Below are 18,280 nucleotides of genomic sequence, written 5' to 3' on the forward strand. Positions count from 1 at the left end.
ATGGGAGCCAAAGACGCTGAGGATAGGAGTATCGGCGGTTTGGCACCGCCAGTCAGCCACCGACCACGATGGCTGGGTTAGACGCGAACTCCCGCGAAGTGGCGGCGTCCTTGGTTGTAGACCTGAAACTCCCACCGCTCGAGATTCCTGCGTCTTCAGGCGCAGGAGGATGTCAAGCTCAAAGTGGGTGCACAGCCATCTTCGCGGACGTCGCGTGTTCGACGAACCCACTGATATCGGCAGTGTCGATTCGCACCCTCACATTAGGCAGCCTGCTATGATGCACCTGTGCGTGTCTTATATGCCAATTGTTCTATTTATACATTCATGACTTTGAGTACATCTTTTACATTTGATCATGTTGCAAGATCCCTCACTCTAAGTACCCACACGAGACGGCACATCGCCATGGGAGTTTTTCTAATCTTACATTCTCGAATGTCGGCACATCTATTACAAGCATACATGTTATAGATGTCAATACTGTTTTGCATGTATTTGGGCACTACAGGCGAACTGATTTCCGCAGCGCCGCGACTGTGTCGTGTGGCGTTCACCCGATTCGACATTCACGAATGTAATCACAGTTACCACTGGTTCTCAGGTCATGGGTCTCAGTCATGTTGTCAATAGTATTTTGAAGTATACACTCACTGTTTTCTGGTATATCTAGTTGGAATGCATAGCGATCGTTCGACCGATGTAGACCACATTCCCGAAAGTACGACTGTTTTACATTCTTGAATGTTCTTACATTCACTACCGTTAGTCAGATCAGGAATCGCACTATGTTGCCACATATACCGCTCATATGCCAGTTAATCGTTGATAGGACACAGTTTCGATACATCATTGCAGCCGTATACTGTGGCTGAATCTCTCAAATCAGATTCAGTTGTACATTCTCGAGTTACAGACATTCACAGCAAAGCAATATATCAAGATGATACTATTCTCGGTATGTCACTAGTAACACGACATATAATCGAGTCGTTGGCGTCCCTCGATCGCGACAGAGGCGTTCAACTGTTTGACCGAGCCAGCTCATTGAGAGGTACGTCAGTATTACATTCTTGAATGTAACCACAGTTACGACAATCATTCATATCAAAGACGTTGCTACTCTCGATACATGAGTTACAACACGACACACCACCGGGCTTTGGCACGTTCCGGTTGCGATGTGTTGCGTCTCTCCCGGGCTTTGGCACGTTCCGGTTGCGATGTGTTGCGTCTCTCCCCGAGCTGAACTGTTTCCTGAGGCCGTCTTCGTCTGTAAATTCTTGAATGTAACTACAGTATGTACATTCATTCATGTTATACCATTCACTACTCTTGTTCGATGCAGTTTGCGTTCCCGTCAGAATCGATCCGAAACTATCGGTTCTCGCCACTCGTTTCGGTCAAAGGAGCATCGGAGCTACGACACGGCAGCAAATATGCGATCGCTCGCCGACCCTATGAATGAAAAGCTGATCTCGTATCGAGATTGCAGGCCTCTGTTTCTCCCAACGTTTCTGAACGACCGGGTCCCCCAACGAAACACACTCTGTAATCGTGGTCCAATCACCTCGAGCAGTCACAATTTGTCACCTCGCGTTGTTCGCTCACTGTTCGATATGTGTGTGAATCCACGCTCCTCGAGCATCACTCTCGACCCGCCCATGGTAGTAGTTCTATCTTCACATTCATAACTGTAACCACATTGAATACATCTATTCATGTAAGAGAGTGAGATCATTTGTCGAGATGACCACTTGTGATGAACTTCTCAACAGGAGTTCTTTCCGCTACATTTTATACTGTGGTATCGCGAACAGTCAGGTATGACGAAAGATACAGATCTCACGAAACAACCACGAGCTGTCGCAGTGAACGTCCTCAAAGGTGGCTTTGGAAAATCAACCACGGCAATCAATCTCGCACGGGAACTCGCAGAGCGAAACGGCCGTGTCCTCTTGGTCGACCTCGACGACAACGGCCACACCACGTTCAACCTTGGCTACCGCGACCAGTACGAATCCGACAACCACGTCCAGCAGGTCCTGCTTGATGATGCCGATCCACTGGATCACGTTGTCTCGGTTACCGACGATCTTGATCTCCTCCCATCGCATGAAGCACTCGAGGAAGTCGAAACGAATCTGAAATCGGCGATGGCCTCGAGCCAACGGCTCAACCGAAACGTCGTCGAGCCCCTACTTGGCGACACCTACTCGTACATCGTCATCGATACGCCGGCCAACAGAGGGAAGATCAACGACAACGCCCTGTTCGCGGCGAAAAACCTCATCGTCCCACTTCGCCCGGAGAGCGGCTGGGAATCCGGGATCACACAGACGAACAAACGCCTGATACAGGAAGCACGACAGTACTTCGATCTCCAGTTGCTCGCACTGGTCCCAACCGACCTCAGTGAACGTCTCGACCAGAACACGCGTGACCGGAACCTGTTGTATGCGATCAACAGCCGCGACGAGCTTGCATCGTTCGTCCCGAACTTCGCTCATCTCTCCGAGGCAGACTGGGAGGCGATCGACGCCGGCACGTACGACGGCTCGCTCCCCGGCATTCGACATCGCGCCAGTATCGACAAGGCACACCGTGCCCGCAAACCGCTGCGCGACTACGATTCGGAGTGTGACCAACTCGCGTGCTACGAGGAACTCGCCGAGATCGTCGAGAACGGCGGGGTGAAACGATAATGCCGTTCGACGATCTCGCTGACGAATCGGACGAGACCAATCCGGGTGATGAGGCACTAGACGAGCTCGCCGGCACCCTCACCGATGACTCGACAGCAGAGACTGATGCGACCGGAGACGAGGCAGAGTCCGCCGAGCACAGTGAGAAATCGGCATACGATTCACAGACGGAGCCGGCGTTCCCGACGGCGAAGACACAGACACAGCATTCGGTCTACTGCCTGCCAGAGACGTGGGATGCAGTCGACGGTGCATCCGGTCTCCTGTTCGAAGCCGAAATCACGCTCCGTCGTGACGGGTATGAGGCCGTGCAGAAACGCGAACTCCACAATGCGTTACTCCAGGCAGCAGCACAACAGCTGACTGCCACGGACATCGCCGACGCCTTCGTCGCGACTCGAGAAGATCGAACCGCTGGATCACTTCTCGACGACGACTCGTAACGACACTGTCGCTGACGGTCACCTTCTCTCGATCGATGCGAGAACAGCGTACCCACTCCTCGATACGCTCGCTGTTCGGTAGTGAGCCCGTGAACAGTAGCGGAAGATGAGTTTGAACCAGACGGCACCCATCCGAAGTAGTGACGGCGTGGTTCAAACTCCGACTGTACGATATCCGACGCTCACGGAGTTGTAAGCGCCAAAATATAGCGGGAGAGATTTGAACTACACCAATGTCGGTCACTTCGCTCCCCCGTTGTCTACTTTTACCTCTTGCAGGCTACTATCCCACCGTTCGGGATTCCGTCGCCTTCAGGCAGTGGAGGAGGAGGTCAATCTTTGACGGCTGCATATTCGAGATCTGAACTAGACATGCCGGCTTCGGTGTCTTCTGTGGTGGAGACTGCCGAACTATGCGCCTATAGTACGGAGTTTTATAAGTGTTAAATACGTCTTTTTTAACTGCTTATGACAGATCCGAAGGAATCAATCAATATCGAAAACGTCGTCGCATCGACTGGCATCGGACAGGAACTTGACCTCCAGAGTGTCGCCATGGACCTCGAGGGAGCAGATTACGACCCTGAACAGTTCCCTGGACTCGTCTACCGGACTCAGGACCCCAAATCCGCTGCACTGATCTTCCGGTCAGGAAAGATCGTCTGTACTGGCGCAAAAAGCACCGATGACGTCCATGAGAGTCTGGAGATCGTCTTCGATGAGCTCCGTGACCTCCATATTCAAGTTGAGGAGGATCCAGAGATTATCGTCCAGAACATCGTCAGCAGTGCTGACCTTGGCCGCAATCTCAACCTGAACGCGATCGCGATTGGGCTCGGTCTCGAGAATATCGAGTACGAACCAGAGCAGTTCCCTGGACTCGTCTATCGACTCGACGAGCCCGAGGTCGTTGCTCTCCTCTTTGGCTCCGGGAAGCTGGTCGTCACTGGTGGGAAGCAAGTAGATGACGCCAGGCAGGCCGTCGACGTGATCGTCGAGCGTCTCGAGGACCTCGGTCTACTCGAGTAACATCGATCAAATATCGTAAGACTCGGCACTGCGGCCGTATGCTGCTGTGAGACGACCAATGTCGATACCCCGCGGTTCCGCTGTGTCACTGCGGTGAACTGAGCTGGATGGCTCGAGAATGCTGTGAGGAAGTACTTTTCTTTTCATTCACACCTGAACAGGGTGATACGTCACTTCAATCTCAGTACTTCACAAAGCGCCGCCAGGTGAACTACACCACCCTACCGCTCGCCTGACGGCTCGCGCTTGAGGGTGGGGATGACAGCCTCTGTGCTAACTGAAATGCTTCCTCGACGAATCGAAGTAGCCGAGATTTTGGGAGGAGTTGCATCTACTCAAGCTACCGACTGAATCTGTAACTCACTAAGGATTTCAATAGAGTCGGAATACCCCGAGTTCGTTCTCAGCCACGCACGTCGTCAATCGAGTCGGAGACGTCCTTCATCTTCACGCCGGCGTAAGCCTCGTGGGTGGTCTCAATCGAGTTGTGTCGTAACGCTTCCTGAGCCTTTTCGGACATCCCGCTGGTATAGGGTCGATTCGCTTGCGGACCGTCAAACGCTCGAGCGATCAGCCAAAACAGCCACCAGACTGGAAGTGTCAGTTGGCGCTACCAGAGGCGAACTCTATACGAGTTTGTGACGGGACCAATTATTTATACGCTGAACAGGCGCAATACCACGCCCTTCAGGGCGTGGATACGCGCCGTCAATTGATGCAACAATCCACCGCCTGTTGCATGTCCGGATATTCTATACTGAATCGAATCTATTATGTTTTCGGGGTTCATAACTGGTTATGGAGCCAGAATCAGATGCGAACCCACCGAACATTCGAGGCGTCGATCACGAACCCACGGCAGGTGAGTGACGACCTCGATCAACTCGGGCGGGCTGCATCGAAGCTCTGGAACGTCGGTCGCTACTACGCACAAGAGCAGTGGGACGAAACGGGCGAGATCCCCGATGACGGGGAACTCAAATCCGAACTCAAAGGTCACGAACGCTATACGGATCTCCATTCTCAATCCAGTCAGCGCGTTCTCGAAGAACTCGCTGAAGCGTTCGCAAGAGCGAAGCTCTTGCGCAGCCCATCAGAAATCTTCGATTTCTGAGGACGTTCAACAGCTGGTTCGCAAAGCGTCGGAACGGCGATCGCCGTGCCCGACCGCCCGGCTACCGCAAGCGCGGTGACTCCCACCCGCGTTCTACTGTGTCGTTCAAGGCGGCTGGCTTCAAGCAGGATGCACAGTTCAACCGCGTTCGCCTCTCGAAAGGACGCAACCTGAAAGAACACCGCTCGGACTTCGTGCTGTGCGAGTACGAGCTACGTCCCGACGTAGACCTCTCCGAATGGGATATCCAACAGGTTCGGGCCGTCCACAAGTACGACGAGTGGCGACTCCACTTCATCTGCCGAAAGTCGATTGATCCCGAACCACCGGGAGACGAAACTGCCGGGATCGACCTCGGCATCTCGAACGTTGCCGCGCTTTCGTTCGGCGGTGAATCAATCCTTTTCCCCGGCAACGCGCTGAAAGAGGACGAATACTACTTCGGACGGAAGAAAGCGAAGTGCGACGACAGCCGGTCGAACGAGCGGCTTCGGTTGGACCGTAAGCGCACGGAACGCCGAACCCACTTCTTGCACACTCTCTCAAAACACATCGTTTCGGAGTGCGTCGAGAGGGGCGTCGGGACGATCGTCATCGGTGACCTCGGCGGTATCCGAGACGACAATAACGGCGAGTCCCACAACTGGGGCAACCATGGAAATCTCGACCTTCACGGGTGGGCGTTTGACCGCTTCACGTCGATACTCGAGTACAAAGCGGAAGCCGAAGGTATCGACCTAACGGTTGAGTCCGAACGCGATACCTCAAAGACGTGTTCCGCCTGCGGAACGAAGGACGGCAACCAGCGTGTTGAACGCGGGTTGTACGTTTGCGAGGAGTGTGATACGGTGGCGAACGCGGACGTGAACGGTGCGGAGAACATCCGCCGAAAAGTAACTCCAAGTCCGTCTGAGGATAGGAGTAACAGCTGGTTGGCACAGCCTGCAGTCCATCTGTTCGATCGTAACGAGGGCCGTTTTGCCCCGCGAGAACAGGTCGTGGACTGTAAACCGTAATATCCCAACGGCGGTCGGGATTCCACGTCGTTTACGGCGTGGAGGATGTCAAGACACTCTCTTCGCTGGAAATTGGATCAAGCAGTTCCTTAACTTGCAAAAGTATCTTGAGTACTACGTGCCCGAGGCTGTTTACATTAGTCCTGATTAGATAATCTCGTCGCTCGGACGGGATTCTGCTCGTGTGCTTGCTCAAGGATACTCTCCTCAACGGGTGCACTGACAACACTTTCTCCAGTAGTTCTTTCCGAATGAATTCGTCCGTCGGGGCCGGCCACAAGACTGTGGCCGGCATGCTCGCGCCCGTGCTGATCTCCGATGTGATTCGAAGCGACAACATAGAACGGGCCGTCTCGAGCACGGGCACGTGAAAGGAGTCGCCAGTCGGAGAGATACGAGGTTCGCCATGCCGCGTTCACGGCGAGGATGTCACAACCAAGCTGGGCGTACTCGAGCCCGACTTCCGGAAAATTGAGATCGTAACAACAACAGAGACCGACGGTTCCAACAGGTGTCTCGACAGTCGTTGGCTCCTCACCCGAGCTGAATACCTCAGCCTCTGCACCCCAGGGATACTGTTTTCTGTATGCTGCTTCGACACCATCCCCGGAGACGACGACCGTCGTATTGAATAGATCATCGCCGTCCCGTTCGGGGAGACCAACGGCGAGCGGACACTGGATACTCCCTGCGATCTCGGCGAGTGAGTCAGTGATAGGGCCTGGGACGGACGTTGCGAGGTCAGGAACAGTCTCGAGATCGTAGCCGGTGACACAGAGTTCGGGAAAGACGGCAAACGCGACATCCGTACCAAGATCGCTGCCTAGGGCGCGTACCGACTCGAGGTTCGCATCGACATCGCCGATAACTGGCTCGAACTGACAGGCTGCGATACGGTTACTCACGGCAGCTCACCACGCAGAAGTTTTCGTCTCGGCTGTCGCGCTGGGATTTCCATACCCTCGCTTGGTCTCGACCGGGAATGAGCGTTCGGTCGAACATGTCTCGAGAGTAACCACCCACGGAGACAAAAAGGGTGCCGTCTGTACGACTCGAGGGTTAACCTGTGGGAGTTCCAAGCAGATGGTAATGGGTGTCACAACGAACGACCCGCGAGTACCGACCTCCCTTGAACACGTGCTCGAGGGAGAGGTCGATTTCGGCGAGCCGACGCGGACGCTGTATGCGACTGACGCGAGTATCTACGAAGTGAAACCCGCCGGGGTCGTCTTTCCTGCGGGACAAGAGGACGTTCGCACGGTCGTCGAATACGCCCGTGAACACGGTGTGAGCATCACGCCAAGAGGGGCGGGAAGCAGTCTGACCGGTAACGCTGTCGGCGAGGGAATCGTCCTCGACTGTGAACGGTATATGGATGAGATCGTCTCGGTTGACTCCGAAGCTGAGACGGTGACGGTTCAGCCGGGTGTGGTTCTCGATCAGTTGAACGACCGCGTAGCCGACGACGGGCTCTACTTTCCGCCGGACCCGAGCACCTCGAGCACCTGTACGATCGGAGGGATGGTCGCAAACGACGCCGCGGGCGCACACTCGGTTCGCCACGGAACGACCCGTGACAACGTCCGGTCGGTCGAGTGCGTCCTTGCCGACGGGACGGTTGCGACCCTCGAGCACCTCGAGGATGCCCGTCTCGAGACAGTCTGTGACCGCGGGGATCGACTCGGCGACCTCGCCCGAACCCTGCGCTCGGTCGGACGCGACCACGCCGAAGAGATCGACGAGCGCTATCCCAACGTCGAGCGCAACTCGAGTGGCTACGATCTCGACGAAAGCGTCGCTCCCGACGGCTCGTGGCTCGATCTTTCGAAGCTGCTCGTCGGCAGTGAGGGAACACTCGGTGTCATCACCGAGGTCACCCTCGAGTTGACTGAACTGCCCGAGCAGCAGGCTGCAGCGCTGGTCTTTTACGAGGACGTGATCGAGGCGGCCGCTGCCGTCGAATCGACGCTCACAGCGGATCCAAGTGCGGTCGAACTCGTCGATGCCGACGTCCTTGGCTATGCCCGAGACGCGTGGGGATTCGACCTTGTCCCGGCCGATGCAGGGGCGGCGTTGCTCCTCGAGGTCGAAGGCGATGCGGTTGGGATCGAAGACGCCCTCGAGACGGCTCTCGAGGCTGCTGAGACGGAGGCGACTCTCGGCGTCGAACGCGCACTCTCCGCGGAGAAACAGGGGACACTCTGGAAGATCCGAAAGGCGTCGAATCCGCTTCTCAATCGTCGACCCGGCGACGAGCAGGCCCCGTCGTTCATCGAGGACGCTGCCGTTCCTCCCGAGCAGCTCCCAGCGTACCTCGAGCGGGTACGTGAGATCCTCATCGAGTACGAACTGGACGCGAGCGTGTTTGGACACGCAGGACAGGGCGTGTTACACGTCAAGCCGTTTCTGAACCTCAAAACTGAACGGGATCGCGAGCGGCTGCGGGCGGTCAGTGAGGCGGTCCACGACGTCGTTCTCGATCTCGGTGGCTGTGTGAGCGGCGAACATGGTGATGGTCGTCTCCGGTCTGCGTATCTCGAGTCGATGTACGGCGAGACGCTGTACGCGGCGTTCTGTGAACTAAAACGTGCGGCGGATCCAGACGACGTCTTCAATCCGGCAAAGGTCGTTCCCGACTCGGAGGGACGATTGGCTGGCGTTGTGGATGGACTTCGATTTGGCGGCTACGACCCTGATGCGATCGAGACGGCACTCGATTTCGATGACGAGGGTGGCCTTGGCTCGCTCATCGAACAGTGTAACGGCTGTTCGAAGTGCCGAACGACCGATAGCGGTGTGATGTGTCCGTCCTACCGGGCGGAAGAAACGGAGGTGACGAGCACGCGCGGTCGGGCGAACGCGCTCCGAGCCGCTATCGACGGCCGTCTCGACGAGGATGCCATCACGAGCGACTGGTTTACAGAAGAAGTCCTCGACCTGTGTCTCGCCTGTAAGGCCTGTGAGACCGAGTGTCCGACCGGCGTCGACATGGCGAAGCTCAAGACTGAACTGAAACATCAGAAACACCAGCAAGACGGGATTCCGCTTCGCTCGAGGCTATTCGCGAACGTCCGCACGCTCAACCGACTTGGGAGCGCACTCGCCCCCATTTCGAACCGGTTGGCCTCTGTCGGACCGAGTCGGGCCGTCCTCGAGCGCGTCGTTGGTATCGACCGACGCCGTGAACTGCCCGCGTTCGCCTCGGAGTCGTTCCTCGAGTGGGTCGACGGTCATGATCCTCATTCCGCTGCGGGCGAGCGCGGACGCGTCGTGCTCTTTCCCGACTGTTATATGGCCTACAATCATCCGTCGGTCGGACGGGCAGCGGTACAGGTGCTCGAGGGCTGTGGCTATGCCGTCTCCGTTCCCGACGTATCCTGCTGTGGGCGACCAGCGCTTTCTCAGGGGATGGTTGATCACGCCCGTGAGGACGCCGCAGACAACGCGAAGACACTCGCTGGCTACGCCCAAAAGGACGTCCCGGTTCTTTCCAGCGAACCCTCCTGTGTCAGCGCGTTACGGGAGTACGACGACATACTCGAGAACGCCGCTGGCGTCCCAAATGCCGCTACGAGCGTCTCTGCCTTTTTGCTCGAGGAAGTCGGCGACGACCTCGCAGAACGCATCTCCACCGGCGCGACCGACCACGTCGCGGTCCACACACACTGTCACTCGACAGCCAAGGGATTCGACGGTTCACCAGTCGAGTTGCTCGAGTTGGCGGGCTACGACGTCGACGTCGTCGACGCGACCTGCTGTGGGATGGCTGGAGCGTTCGGGTACGAGACCGAACACTACGATCTCTCGCGGTCACTCGGCGAAGACCTGAACGCGAAGATCGATGCGTTAGAGCCGGACATCGTGGCGACGACGGGTGCCTCCTGTAGCCAGCAATTGGGCGACCTCGAGTGTGAGACGGTCCATCCACTGGTACTGCTCGCAGAGGTGATCGAATGATGGGTGACTGGCTCGAGGGCGCAGTCGACATCCACGTCCACACGGCGCCGGCAATGGTCAATCGTGCTCAGGACGACCCGACGCTCGCTCGAGATGCTCTCGAAGCCGGGATGGATGCTGTCGTGGTCAAAAGCCACGTCGTGCCGTCGGTCGGACGCGTTGACGCAGTCAACAGCGCGCTCGACGAGCAAATCCTCTACGGTGGAATCACGCTCAACGGGAGCGTCGGCGGACTCAATCCCGAGGCTGTCGAGACGGCACTTGAGCTCGGGGCGAAGATCGTCTGGCTGCCGACGACGTGGGCACGGAACCATGCGGCTCGAGCGCGGGCAGCCGGCGAAGACGTGTTCGTGGGCCAGCGCGTGCCGACTGAGACGGAAGACCTCGAGGTGACGGACGGAGAGGAACTGACGGCAGATGCCCGGCGGATCGTCGACCTCGTTGCCGAGTACGGTGCGGTCCTCGCGACGGGACACGTCTCACCGGCCGAGATCGACGCGGTCGTCGACGCCTGTGCTGAGCGCGGGGCGACGTGCCTGATCAATCATCCGTTCTTCCGGGTGACTGATCTTTCGATCGACGAGCAGGCCGCTCTGGCCGAACGCGGAGCGGTCATGGAGTACTGTGCGTACGCGGTCGAGAGCACACCCGACCACACTGTCGACCGCGTCGCTGAGGCCATAGAGCGGCTTGGTTCGGATCGCTGTGTGCTGGCGACCGATTACGGCCAGGTCGGTAACCCAGCGGTTCCGGGTCTGGCAGCATTCGCCACGGACGTTGCCAAGGCGGGTGCAGCCGAGAAGACGGTCCGTCGGTGTCTAACGGAGACACCAGCTCGCCTGCTCGAACTGTGACAGATCTTTACCCCTACTTGAACCCTGCGACGAGTCCCAGTGAACGCTGATGGGTCACACACCCAAAGCAGAAGGTGTAATGACGGACACACCGGTCGTCAACGCACACCATCATATTGGTAACGAGAACGAAGAGAAAGATCGCACGTTCGAGTGGAACGAAACCGTCGACTCGGTTATTGAGGCGATGGACGAGAACGGCGTCGACGCGACGATCCTCCAGCCACTGGGTGGCGACAACGACAAGTCAGTCGCCGAAACGCACGACCAGATCTACGAGGCGAGTCAGGAACACGAGGGCCGCATCTTTGGTACGGCAGCGGTCAACCCACATCTGGGGACTGAGTTCGTTCACGAGGAGATCACCCGTTGTGTGCAGGAACTCGATTTCAAATACGTCAAACTCCACACGCTCGCGTGGGGCGTCGACCCAACCACGGACATCGCCTACGACGTCTTCGACGCCTGTGTCGAAAACGACGTTCCCGTAATGGTCCATACCGGCCCACACGGAATGCCGTTCTCGGTCCCAGGGATGTACATGCCTGTCGCCGAAGACTACCCAGAGCTGGACATTGTCTTCGCTCACATGGGCGGAGCGTACACGCTCGCTCAGGAAGCGATCTTCATGGCCGAACGGTACGACAACATCTATCTCGACACCACGCTCGTGTTGAACATGTATCTCAAGCGTGCGATGGAAGCTGTCGGCGCCGATCGGATCATGATGGCTGCCGAGCACTCCTCGAACATCCCCGTCGCGCTTACCAAGGTCGACTGTATCGGCGCGACCGAAGAACAAAAGGCCAAGATTCTCGGTGGTACAGCCGTCGACTTCTACGACCTCGACGTCGCAAAACAGTCCTTCGAAGACCAGATCGCCGCCGACGACTGAGCCGGACCGCCTCGGACAACTGACTCGTCAACCACTTTTTCCGCTCCAATGAGTACCAGAGAAGCCGCAACGTTCGCACTCGAGGGGACGCTAGCGGCTGCTCCCGAAGCAGTCACAAAAACTGTTCAAATACGAGTAGTGGATACACTTGCAGCGGCCGTTGCTGGTTATGAGTTCGAGGACGCGGCAGTCATCGATCGTTTTTCCCGTCGGTTCGAGGGGAACGATGCGAGACTCCTCGATGGAAGCGGACGAACTCGGTCACTTGCTGGGGCGGTTCTCGCCAACGCTACCGCTGCGAATGTCCTTGATATCGATGATGGCCATCGCCTCGTCAAGGGCCACCCAGCAGCTGTCGTCGTTCCAGCGGCAATCGCTGCTAGCGAAACCGTTGACGCGAGCATCGACGACCTCCTCGAGGCAGTGTACGTCGGCTACGAACTTGCCGTCCGCGCCGGACTCACGATCCACGAAGAAACGGGGATCTACTCGGGAACCGGTTCCTGGGGCGCAATCGGTGCAGCTGCAGCTGTCTGTCGGTTGCTCGAGTGCGATCGTGATACGACTGAGCAAGCGATTGGGATCGCCGACTACCACGCACCCCGGACACCAATCACTAGGGGTGTCGAAAAACCAGGGATGACCAAAGATGGTATCGGATGGGGTGCATATACCGGCTACGAGGCCGTCGAGCTTGCCCGTGAAGGATTCATCGCGTCTGGATCCCCGTTCGATAACAGTGACCGAGTGGAGACGCTCGGTTCTCGTCACTACGTCACCGAAAGCTACCTCAAACCATATCCGTGCTGTCGGTGGGCGCAACCAGGGCTCGAAGCAGCCCTCGAACTGCGTCGCCAGCCTGGGTTCACGTCTGTAAATCTCGAGCACGTCACCGTCGAGACGTTTTCGGAGGCGACAACACTCACGGAAACCGAGCCAGGTTCAGTCGCCGAGGCGGAGTACGCTTACCCGTATCCGGTCGCTGTTGCCCTCCATCGCGGTCGGTTCAGCCCCAAGGATCTGACGGCCGAAGCGCGTGCGTGTACGGCTGTTACCGACCTGGCTCGCAAGGTCGATCTTGAGACTGCTCTTGACCTCGATGAGCGATTTCCCAAGGAGTGTCTGGCACGAGTTCGCGTCGAGACAAGCCGTGGTGTGTTCGAATCGGGAACCACCCGCGCTCGCGGTGCGCGAGAACGACCGCTCTCCGAAACGGATCGCTTCGAGAAACATCGACAGCTGTTCGAGTTCGCTGACGTCGACTCGGTGGAGCATATTTATAATATACTCGATAAGTCTAATGTATCGCTCACAGAACTAATTGACACACTTGAGTCGGGGTAATTACGGTGACTCGATCGATTCGGGGCTCGCTGTATTGTCAAATCCACTATGGTATTTTATTTATATTGTCCCGAGAGAGGTGTTAACAGTATGCTGACTGCGGAACTAAGCGTCCGATACGAGGGGGACTGGACAGTCGAACTCGAGAAGTATGACGCCTTTGGGGAGTTTTTAGCCTCGACGTTCCGCAACCGGGAGTACATCGGCATCATGGCCCTCGAAACGGACGACATCGAGGCCTCACTCAAGGTGATCCGCGACCATGCGATGACCGAATCGGTCGAAGTGGTCGAGCGGTATTCACCCGCACCCGGGGATCGGATGGCCGCGACGCTGTTTATCCGCGGTCAACTGACCGAGTTCACACCGTTGCAGACGTTGTTGTACGAAGGCTATCTCCCGATCGGCCCAACCACACTCAAGGACGGGAGGGAATGTTTCGATCTTCTTCTCTCCGATCGTGACGAGCTATCGAAGGCTGTCGAACTGCTCAGGGATTTCGGCACCGTTCAGGTTGAACGGATCTCACGGGACTTCAGCCGTCAGGTGCTCCCGAGTGCTGCGGGCTGGCAAGAACTGCTCTCGTCGTTTCCCCCACGCCAGCGTGAGATCCTCAACGTCGCCTACGAGCAGGGTTACTACGAGATTCCTCGGGAGACGACGCTCGAGGAGGTCGCAGACGAGATCGGGATCACGAAAACGACGGCGTCGAATCACTTACGGAAGGCCGAGCGCCGCGTTATCGAGTTTCTCGTGACGTATCTCAATCTGGCAGCGAGCGATAATGGCTAATAAAAACCCTTGGAGATGTTCCCCCGTGATACTATCGCTGGCTAGCCCAGAGATATTGACATGGATACAATCCTCCTGCCAGTGACCAGTCACACAGGCTGGGCGAGAGACCTCGCTGCCGCCGCAGCCGAGACCGAAGCAGGGACGAAGACGAAAGCCATCGTCATGCACCTTTTCGAAGACGGCGAAGCGGAGACGACGCGGTCGAACCTCGATTATCCTGTTGACGAAACATTGACTCTCGACGAACTTGCGACACGAAAACGAGGCGTTTCAGCCACGACTGACGTCCTCGAGGATGCAGGAATCGACGTACAGGTTCAAGGTCATAATGGCGGCGACGAACCCGCAGGAGAGATCGTCGCCACGGCCGAACGAGAGGACGCAGATCGCATCTACCTGTACAGTCGCAAACGGAGCCCGGCAGGAAAGGCAGTCTTCGGCAGTACGATTCAGCGGGTCCTCCTCAATGCTTCGTGTCCGGTCGTTGTCTATCCCTTCGGTGCCCGATAAAGAACCGTTATAAAACCCCCGAGTAGTTGGAGGCAATCGTTAATGGTATTTCGTTCCTTTCAACGTATGTAATGACTTGGCACACTTCACGACGGAGCCTATTGCGGACGACGGGGGCCGCAGCGGGGGCGATGGGTCTCTCGAGTCTGGCGGGGTGTATGGGTACGATCGGTAGTGGGAGCGGTGTAAAAGTGAGTTCGAAGCAGTTCACTGAACAGCGAGTACTCGGGTACCTCGCCTACGAGACGCTCTCGGAGAACACTGACCTCGAGATCAGCGACGAGACGGGTCTCGGTGGGACCACCCAGAACTTCGAGGCGCTTCGCAGCGAGGAGATCGATCTCTACTGGGAGTACACCGGTACTGCGTGGTTGACACTCCCACCGCAACACGACGACCCAATTGCTGACTCTGATGATATTCACTCGGAAGTGAAACAAGAGTTTGAATCGGAACATGGAATTGCCGTACTCGAATATGCGCCACTCGACAACGCCTATGTGTTGACGGCGAACCCGGATTGGCACGAGGAGACAGGGGTCGATTCGTTGAGCGAACTCGCAGCACACGTCAACGATGGCAATACTGACCTTGACCAGGTGATGAACGCGGAGTTCAGCGAGCGAGACGACGGCTGGCCGGGTCTTGTTGAACACTACAACTTCGACGACGACGCCGTCGACGACCTCGCCGACAATACGAGGACCGTCGACGACGAGGTGGTTTACCAAGTCGTCGGTGAGGGCGAGGCAGACATTGGGATGGGCTTTAACACCGATCCACGGATCCTCCAGTTCGACCTTCACGTCTTTGAGGATGATGAGGATTTCTTCCCGGCATACAACGCTGTCCCGCTCGTCCGCGAAGAGTTACTCGAAGAGAGCCCCGAAATCGGAGATGTCCTCAACGAACTCACACCGTTGCTGGACACCGACACCATCCGTGAAATGAACAACGAGGTCGCAAACGAGGATCGCAACCCCCAGAATGTTGCATCCGAGTTCCTCGAAGACGAAGGCCTCATCTAATCATGACCTCGCCGACACCAGTACCGGGTCAGCTCGCTTCCTACTGGGAGTTCATTCTCGAGAACTTCTCACAGCTCGTCGTCGCGACCCTCGAGCACGCAGAAATCATCACGATTTCGATCGCGCTCGCCGTGCCGATCGGTGTTGGACTCGGGGTTCTCATCACATTCGATGAACGGCTCGCAACGGTTGTCATCTGGCTCGCGGGGGTGATGATGACCATCCCGAGCATCGCAATGTTCGGCCTCCTGATCCCGTTCGTCGGGATCGGTGCGGAACCGGTCATCGTCGCACTCGTATTGTACTCGCAACTGCCGGTCATCCGCAACACGTACGTGGGACTGACCGACATTGATCCAGCGGCACTCGAGGCCGGCAGAGCGATGGGTATGACGCGGGTACAGCTCCTTCGGAAGGTCCAGATTCCAAAGGCGTTGCCGGTGATCATGGCTGGAGTGCGTAACTCGGTCGTGATCCTCATCGGAATCGCAGCCATCGGCGCGTTCATCGGAGCCGGTGGGCTCGGGACCTTCATTTTCGATGGGATCGCGCGTGCGAACGTTCCGATGATCGTTGTTGCGACGATCATTCTGTCGGTGCTCGCACTCGCATTCGACTATGCATTCAAAGTCAGTGAACAGGTGTTTCGACTCAAAAACGGTGAGCAGATCGAGCCGTCCCGGCTGACACGGCTCATCCAGCGGGTGAGAGCATGATCACATTCGAAAACGTCACGAAACAGTACGAAGACGGTACCGTCGCGATTGAAGAGATTTCCTTTACGGTCGAGAGAGGGACGACGACCGTTCTCGTCGGTCCCTCTGGCTGTGGGAAGACGACGACGATGAAACTCGTCAACCGACTTGAGGACCCAACCGAAGGGACTGTCTACCGCGACGGCGATCCAATCTCCGAATTCGACCCGATCGAACTCCGACGAGAGACTGGCTACGTGATCCAGGAGATCGGGCTGTTCGATCACATGACGGTGGCTGATAATATCGCAACCGTTCCACGGCTCAACGACTGGGATGAAGCAGACATCGACGCCCGTGTGGACGAATTGCTCGAGTTGATGGATCTGCCACCGGAAACCTATCGTGAGCAGTACCCGACGGAGCTTTCGGGTGGACAGCGACAGCGTGTCGGCGTCGCTCGTGCGTTCGCGTCGGACCCGGACGTCATCCTGATGGACGAGCCATTCGGCGCACTTGACCCGATCACGCGTGAAAATCTGCAAAACGAGTTCCTCGACATTCAGTCGAAGCTGGATACGACCATCCTGTTTGTCACACACAGCATCGACGAAGCGCTGAAGATGGGAGATCGAATCGCGATCTTTGACGTTGGCGAAATCGTCCAGTATGATACACCCCAGGCGATCTTGAACGATCCGAAGACAGCATTTGTCGAGGACTTCATCGGCTCCGACCGACCATTGAAGAAGCTCAAAGTAACGAACGTCAAAGACGTGATGAGCCCGACGACCGACGGATTTGCGACCACCAGTGGAGCGAATAGTGCCGCTGAAATGGTACAGAGCGATGGTGGGGAGTCTGTGACACCGCTTACCCCAACAGATACTGCGCTCTCGGCACTCTCGAGATTGGTCGAAAGCGACCATGGCCGTCTGCCAGTCGTCGATGACGATCGAGTGGTTGGGACAGTGTCTGACGAAGACTTGCGACAGTGTAACCGAGGCGTACAACAATGAGTGAGATCGTTTCGGGGTTCGAGTACCTTATCGACAACTTTGATGAATTTCTGACACTGCTCCAGCAGCATATCGCGCTCGTGCTTGTCTCCGAACTGGCGGCAATCGCCGTCGCGATTCCCGCCTCGATCCTCGCTGTCCGTAACGCTCGAGCACGAAGAGTTGTCCTCGGCGTCGGCAACGTCGCCCAGACGATTCCGACACTCGCGATCATTGCACTTGTGTTCCCGCTCATCGGAATCGGCTTCTGGCCTTCTGTGATCGGGCTTTGGGCATATGCGATACTCCCAATCATCACGAACACGATCAGTGGGATCGAGAACGTCAGTGACGACACTGTCGAAGCCGCACGCGGGATGGGGATGACCGATTGGGAAGTCCTTCGCAAGATTCAGGTTCCGCTCGCGTTGCCCGTGATCTTTGCAGGAATTCGAACGAGCATCGTTCTCAACGTCGGGACTGCCTACCTTGCCTTCTTCATCGGTGGCGGCGGACTTGGGCTCTGGGTCGTCGGTGGGATTCAGCTGTACAACATGCCACAAGTGCTTGCAGGAGCGATTCCTGGTGCCTTGCTCGCCATCGGAGCAGACCTCGTGTTCGCTCGAATCCAACGCCGACTTGGTGGTGAGAGTGACGTCAATAACCCCACTGCAGGGGCTGCGTGACGTCTATATCGGTGATTCCTCGCTCGCATGCCAGATACATGATTTCCTCGATGGTGGTTCCCGGGTTCTCCACCACAACATCCAGAAGGAATGGACACTAGTATGCCAGAGTTCGGGTCACTCGAGTCGCAAGAAGTGCGTGAGTATTGGGCGGATGAGGCTCGCGATTTCACTCCATGGATAGCTGACGAAGTTCGTTCGGAGGACGAAT

The 18,280-nt window shown here is 56.9% G+C and carries 14 protein-coding genes and 2 pseudogenes; 14 read left to right on the forward strand and 2 right to left on the reverse strand.

What is annotated here, in order from left to right:
• The first annotated feature begins 1,826 nt into the window (after positions 1–1,826).
• The 3 genes from BW940_RS19045 to BW940_RS19055 all read left to right on the forward strand — a co-directional run bounded on the left by BW940_RS19045 (position 1,827) and on the right by BW940_RS19055 (position 4,177).
• Positions 1,827–2,705: a ParA family protein gene (locus BW940_RS19045; RefSeq protein ID WP_076610765.1), complete on the forward strand. Its 879-nt coding sequence runs from the start codon at positions 1,827–1,829 to the stop codon at positions 2,703–2,705.
• Complete coding sequence (locus BW940_RS19050) at positions 2,705–3,148, forward strand: hypothetical protein (RefSeq protein WP_076610766.1); 444 nt, start codon at positions 2,705–2,707, stop codon at positions 3,146–3,148. The genes BW940_RS19045 and BW940_RS19050 overlap by 1 nt, the downstream gene beginning before the upstream one ends.
• 468 nt (positions 3,149–3,616) lie before the next feature.
• Positions 3,617–4,177, forward strand: coding sequence for a TATA-box-binding protein (locus tag BW940_RS19055; protein ID WP_076610767.1), 561 nt, complete (start codon positions 3,617–3,619; stop codon positions 4,175–4,177).
• Between the two features lie 244 nt (positions 4,178–4,421).
• Here the strand turns inward: BW940_RS19055 and BW940_RS21265 are convergent.
• Positions 4,422–4,508 (reverse strand): annotated as a pseudogene (locus BW940_RS21265) (IS5/IS1182 family transposase); the annotation flags it as partial.
• A gap of 483 nt (positions 4,509–4,991) precedes the next feature.
• On the opposite strand from BW940_RS21265, the pseudogene BW940_RS19060 reads away from it, so the two are divergent.
• A pseudogene (locus BW940_RS19060) lies at positions 4,992–6,307 on the forward strand (RNA-guided endonuclease InsQ/TnpB family protein).
• Positions 6,308–6,444: 137 nt separating this feature from the next.
• On the opposite strand, the gene BW940_RS19065 reads toward BW940_RS19060, so the two are convergent.
• A complete protein-coding gene (locus BW940_RS19065) occupies positions 6,445–7,212 on the reverse strand; it encodes a carbon-nitrogen hydrolase family protein (protein ID WP_076610768.1) in 768 nt (255 codons plus the stop codon).
• A 184-nt stretch (positions 7,213–7,396) separates the two neighbouring features.
• On the opposite strand from BW940_RS19065, the gene BW940_RS19070 reads away from it, so the two are divergent.
• From BW940_RS19070 to BW940_RS19115, 10 genes are all read left to right on the forward strand, one after another.
• Complete coding sequence (locus tag BW940_RS19070) at positions 7,397–10,264, forward strand: FAD-binding and (Fe-S)-binding domain-containing protein (protein ID WP_084776826.1); 2,868 nt, start codon at positions 7,397–7,399, stop codon at positions 10,262–10,264.
• Positions 10,261–11,118: a DUF6282 family protein gene (locus BW940_RS19075; RefSeq protein WP_076610770.1), complete on the forward strand. Its 858-nt coding sequence runs from the start codon at positions 10,261–10,263 to the stop codon at positions 11,116–11,118. Before BW940_RS19070 ends, BW940_RS19075 begins: the two co-directional genes overlap by 4 nt.
• A gap of 79 nt (positions 11,119–11,197) precedes the next feature.
• A complete protein-coding gene (locus BW940_RS19080) occupies positions 11,198–12,013 on the forward strand; it encodes an amidohydrolase family protein (RefSeq protein WP_076610771.1) in 816 nt (271 codons plus the stop codon).
• 48 nt (positions 12,014–12,061) lie between these two features.
• Positions 12,062–13,357, forward strand: coding sequence for an MmgE/PrpD family protein (locus BW940_RS19085; protein WP_076610772.1), 1,296 nt, complete (start codon positions 12,062–12,064; stop codon positions 13,355–13,357).
• Positions 13,358–13,447: 90 nt separating this feature from the next.
• The gene (locus BW940_RS19090) at positions 13,448–14,149 is read left to right on the forward strand and encodes a helix-turn-helix domain-containing protein (protein WP_076610773.1); all 702 of its coding nucleotides are present in this window, start codon (positions 13,448–13,450) and stop codon (positions 14,147–14,149) included.
• Positions 14,150–14,209: 60 nt separating this feature from the next.
• Positions 14,210–14,662, forward strand: a complete 453-nt coding sequence (locus BW940_RS19095; protein ID WP_076610774.1) for a universal stress protein — start codon at positions 14,210–14,212, stop codon at positions 14,660–14,662.
• A 71-nt stretch (positions 14,663–14,733) separates the two neighbouring features.
• Positions 14,734–15,690 carry a glycine betaine ABC transporter substrate-binding protein gene (locus BW940_RS19100; RefSeq protein WP_235847860.1) on the forward strand — a complete coding sequence of 319 codons (957 nt, stop codon included), beginning with the start codon at positions 14,734–14,736 and terminating at the stop codon, positions 15,688–15,690.
• Positions 15,691–15,692: 2 nt separating this feature from the next.
• Entirely contained in the window at positions 15,693–16,406 is a 714-nt protein-coding gene (locus BW940_RS19105) for an ABC transporter permease (protein ID WP_076610776.1), read from the forward strand.
• Positions 16,403–17,404 (forward strand): ABC transporter ATP-binding protein, encoded by a 1,002-nt coding sequence (locus BW940_RS19110; protein WP_076610777.1) that lies wholly within the window; start codon positions 16,403–16,405, stop codon positions 17,402–17,404. Before BW940_RS19105 ends, BW940_RS19110 begins: the two co-directional genes overlap by 4 nt.
• Positions 17,401–18,069, forward strand: a complete 669-nt coding sequence (locus tag BW940_RS19115) for an ABC transporter permease (protein WP_076610778.1) — start codon at positions 17,401–17,403, stop codon at positions 18,067–18,069. Before BW940_RS19110 ends, BW940_RS19115 begins: the two co-directional genes overlap by 4 nt.
• Positions 18,070–18,280 lie beyond the last annotated feature (211 nt).

Origin of the sequence: Natronorubrum thiooxidans, from assembly GCF_900156475.1 — an archaeon.
GTDB lineage: Archaea > Halobacteriota > Halobacteria > Halobacteriales > Natrialbaceae > Natronorubrum > Natronorubrum thiooxidans.

Bases quoted from the DNA above. Each gene is read 5' to 3' on its own strand.
- BW940_RS19045 (WP_076610765.1), top strand. From the start codon at position 1,827: ATGACGAAAGATACAGATCTCACGAAACAACCACGAGCTGTCGCAGTG.
- BW940_RS19050 (WP_076610766.1), top strand. From the start codon at position 2,705: ATGCCGTTCGACGATCTCGCTGACGAATCGGACGAGACCAATCCGGGT.
- BW940_RS19055 (WP_076610767.1), top strand. From the start codon at position 3,617: ATGACAGATCCGAAGGAATCAATCAATATCGAAAACGTCGTCGCATCG.
- BW940_RS19070 (WP_084776826.1), top strand. From the start codon at position 7,397: ATGGGTGTCACAACGAACGACCCGCGAGTACCGACCTCCCTTGAACAC.
- BW940_RS19075 (WP_076610770.1), top strand. From the start codon at position 10,261: ATGATGGGTGACTGGCTCGAGGGCGCAGTCGACATCCACGTCCACACG.
- BW940_RS19080 (WP_076610771.1), top strand. From the start codon at position 11,198: ATGACGGACACACCGGTCGTCAACGCACACCATCATATTGGTAACGAG.
- BW940_RS19085 (WP_076610772.1), top strand. From the start codon at position 12,062: ATGAGTACCAGAGAAGCCGCAACGTTCGCACTCGAGGGGACGCTAGCG.
- BW940_RS19090 (WP_076610773.1), top strand. From the start codon at position 13,448: ATGCTGACTGCGGAACTAAGCGTCCGATACGAGGGGGACTGGACAGTC.
- BW940_RS19095 (WP_076610774.1), top strand. From the start codon at position 14,210: ATGGATACAATCCTCCTGCCAGTGACCAGTCACACAGGCTGGGCGAGA.
- BW940_RS19100 (WP_235847860.1), top strand. From the start codon at position 14,734: ATGACTTGGCACACTTCACGACGGAGCCTATTGCGGACGACGGGGGCC.
- BW940_RS19105 (WP_076610776.1), top strand. From the start codon at position 15,693: ATGACCTCGCCGACACCAGTACCGGGTCAGCTCGCTTCCTACTGGGAG.
- BW940_RS19110 (WP_076610777.1), top strand. From the start codon at position 16,403: ATGATCACATTCGAAAACGTCACGAAACAGTACGAAGACGGTACCGTC.
- BW940_RS19115 (WP_076610778.1), top strand. From the start codon at position 17,401: ATGAGTGAGATCGTTTCGGGGTTCGAGTACCTTATCGACAACTTTGAT.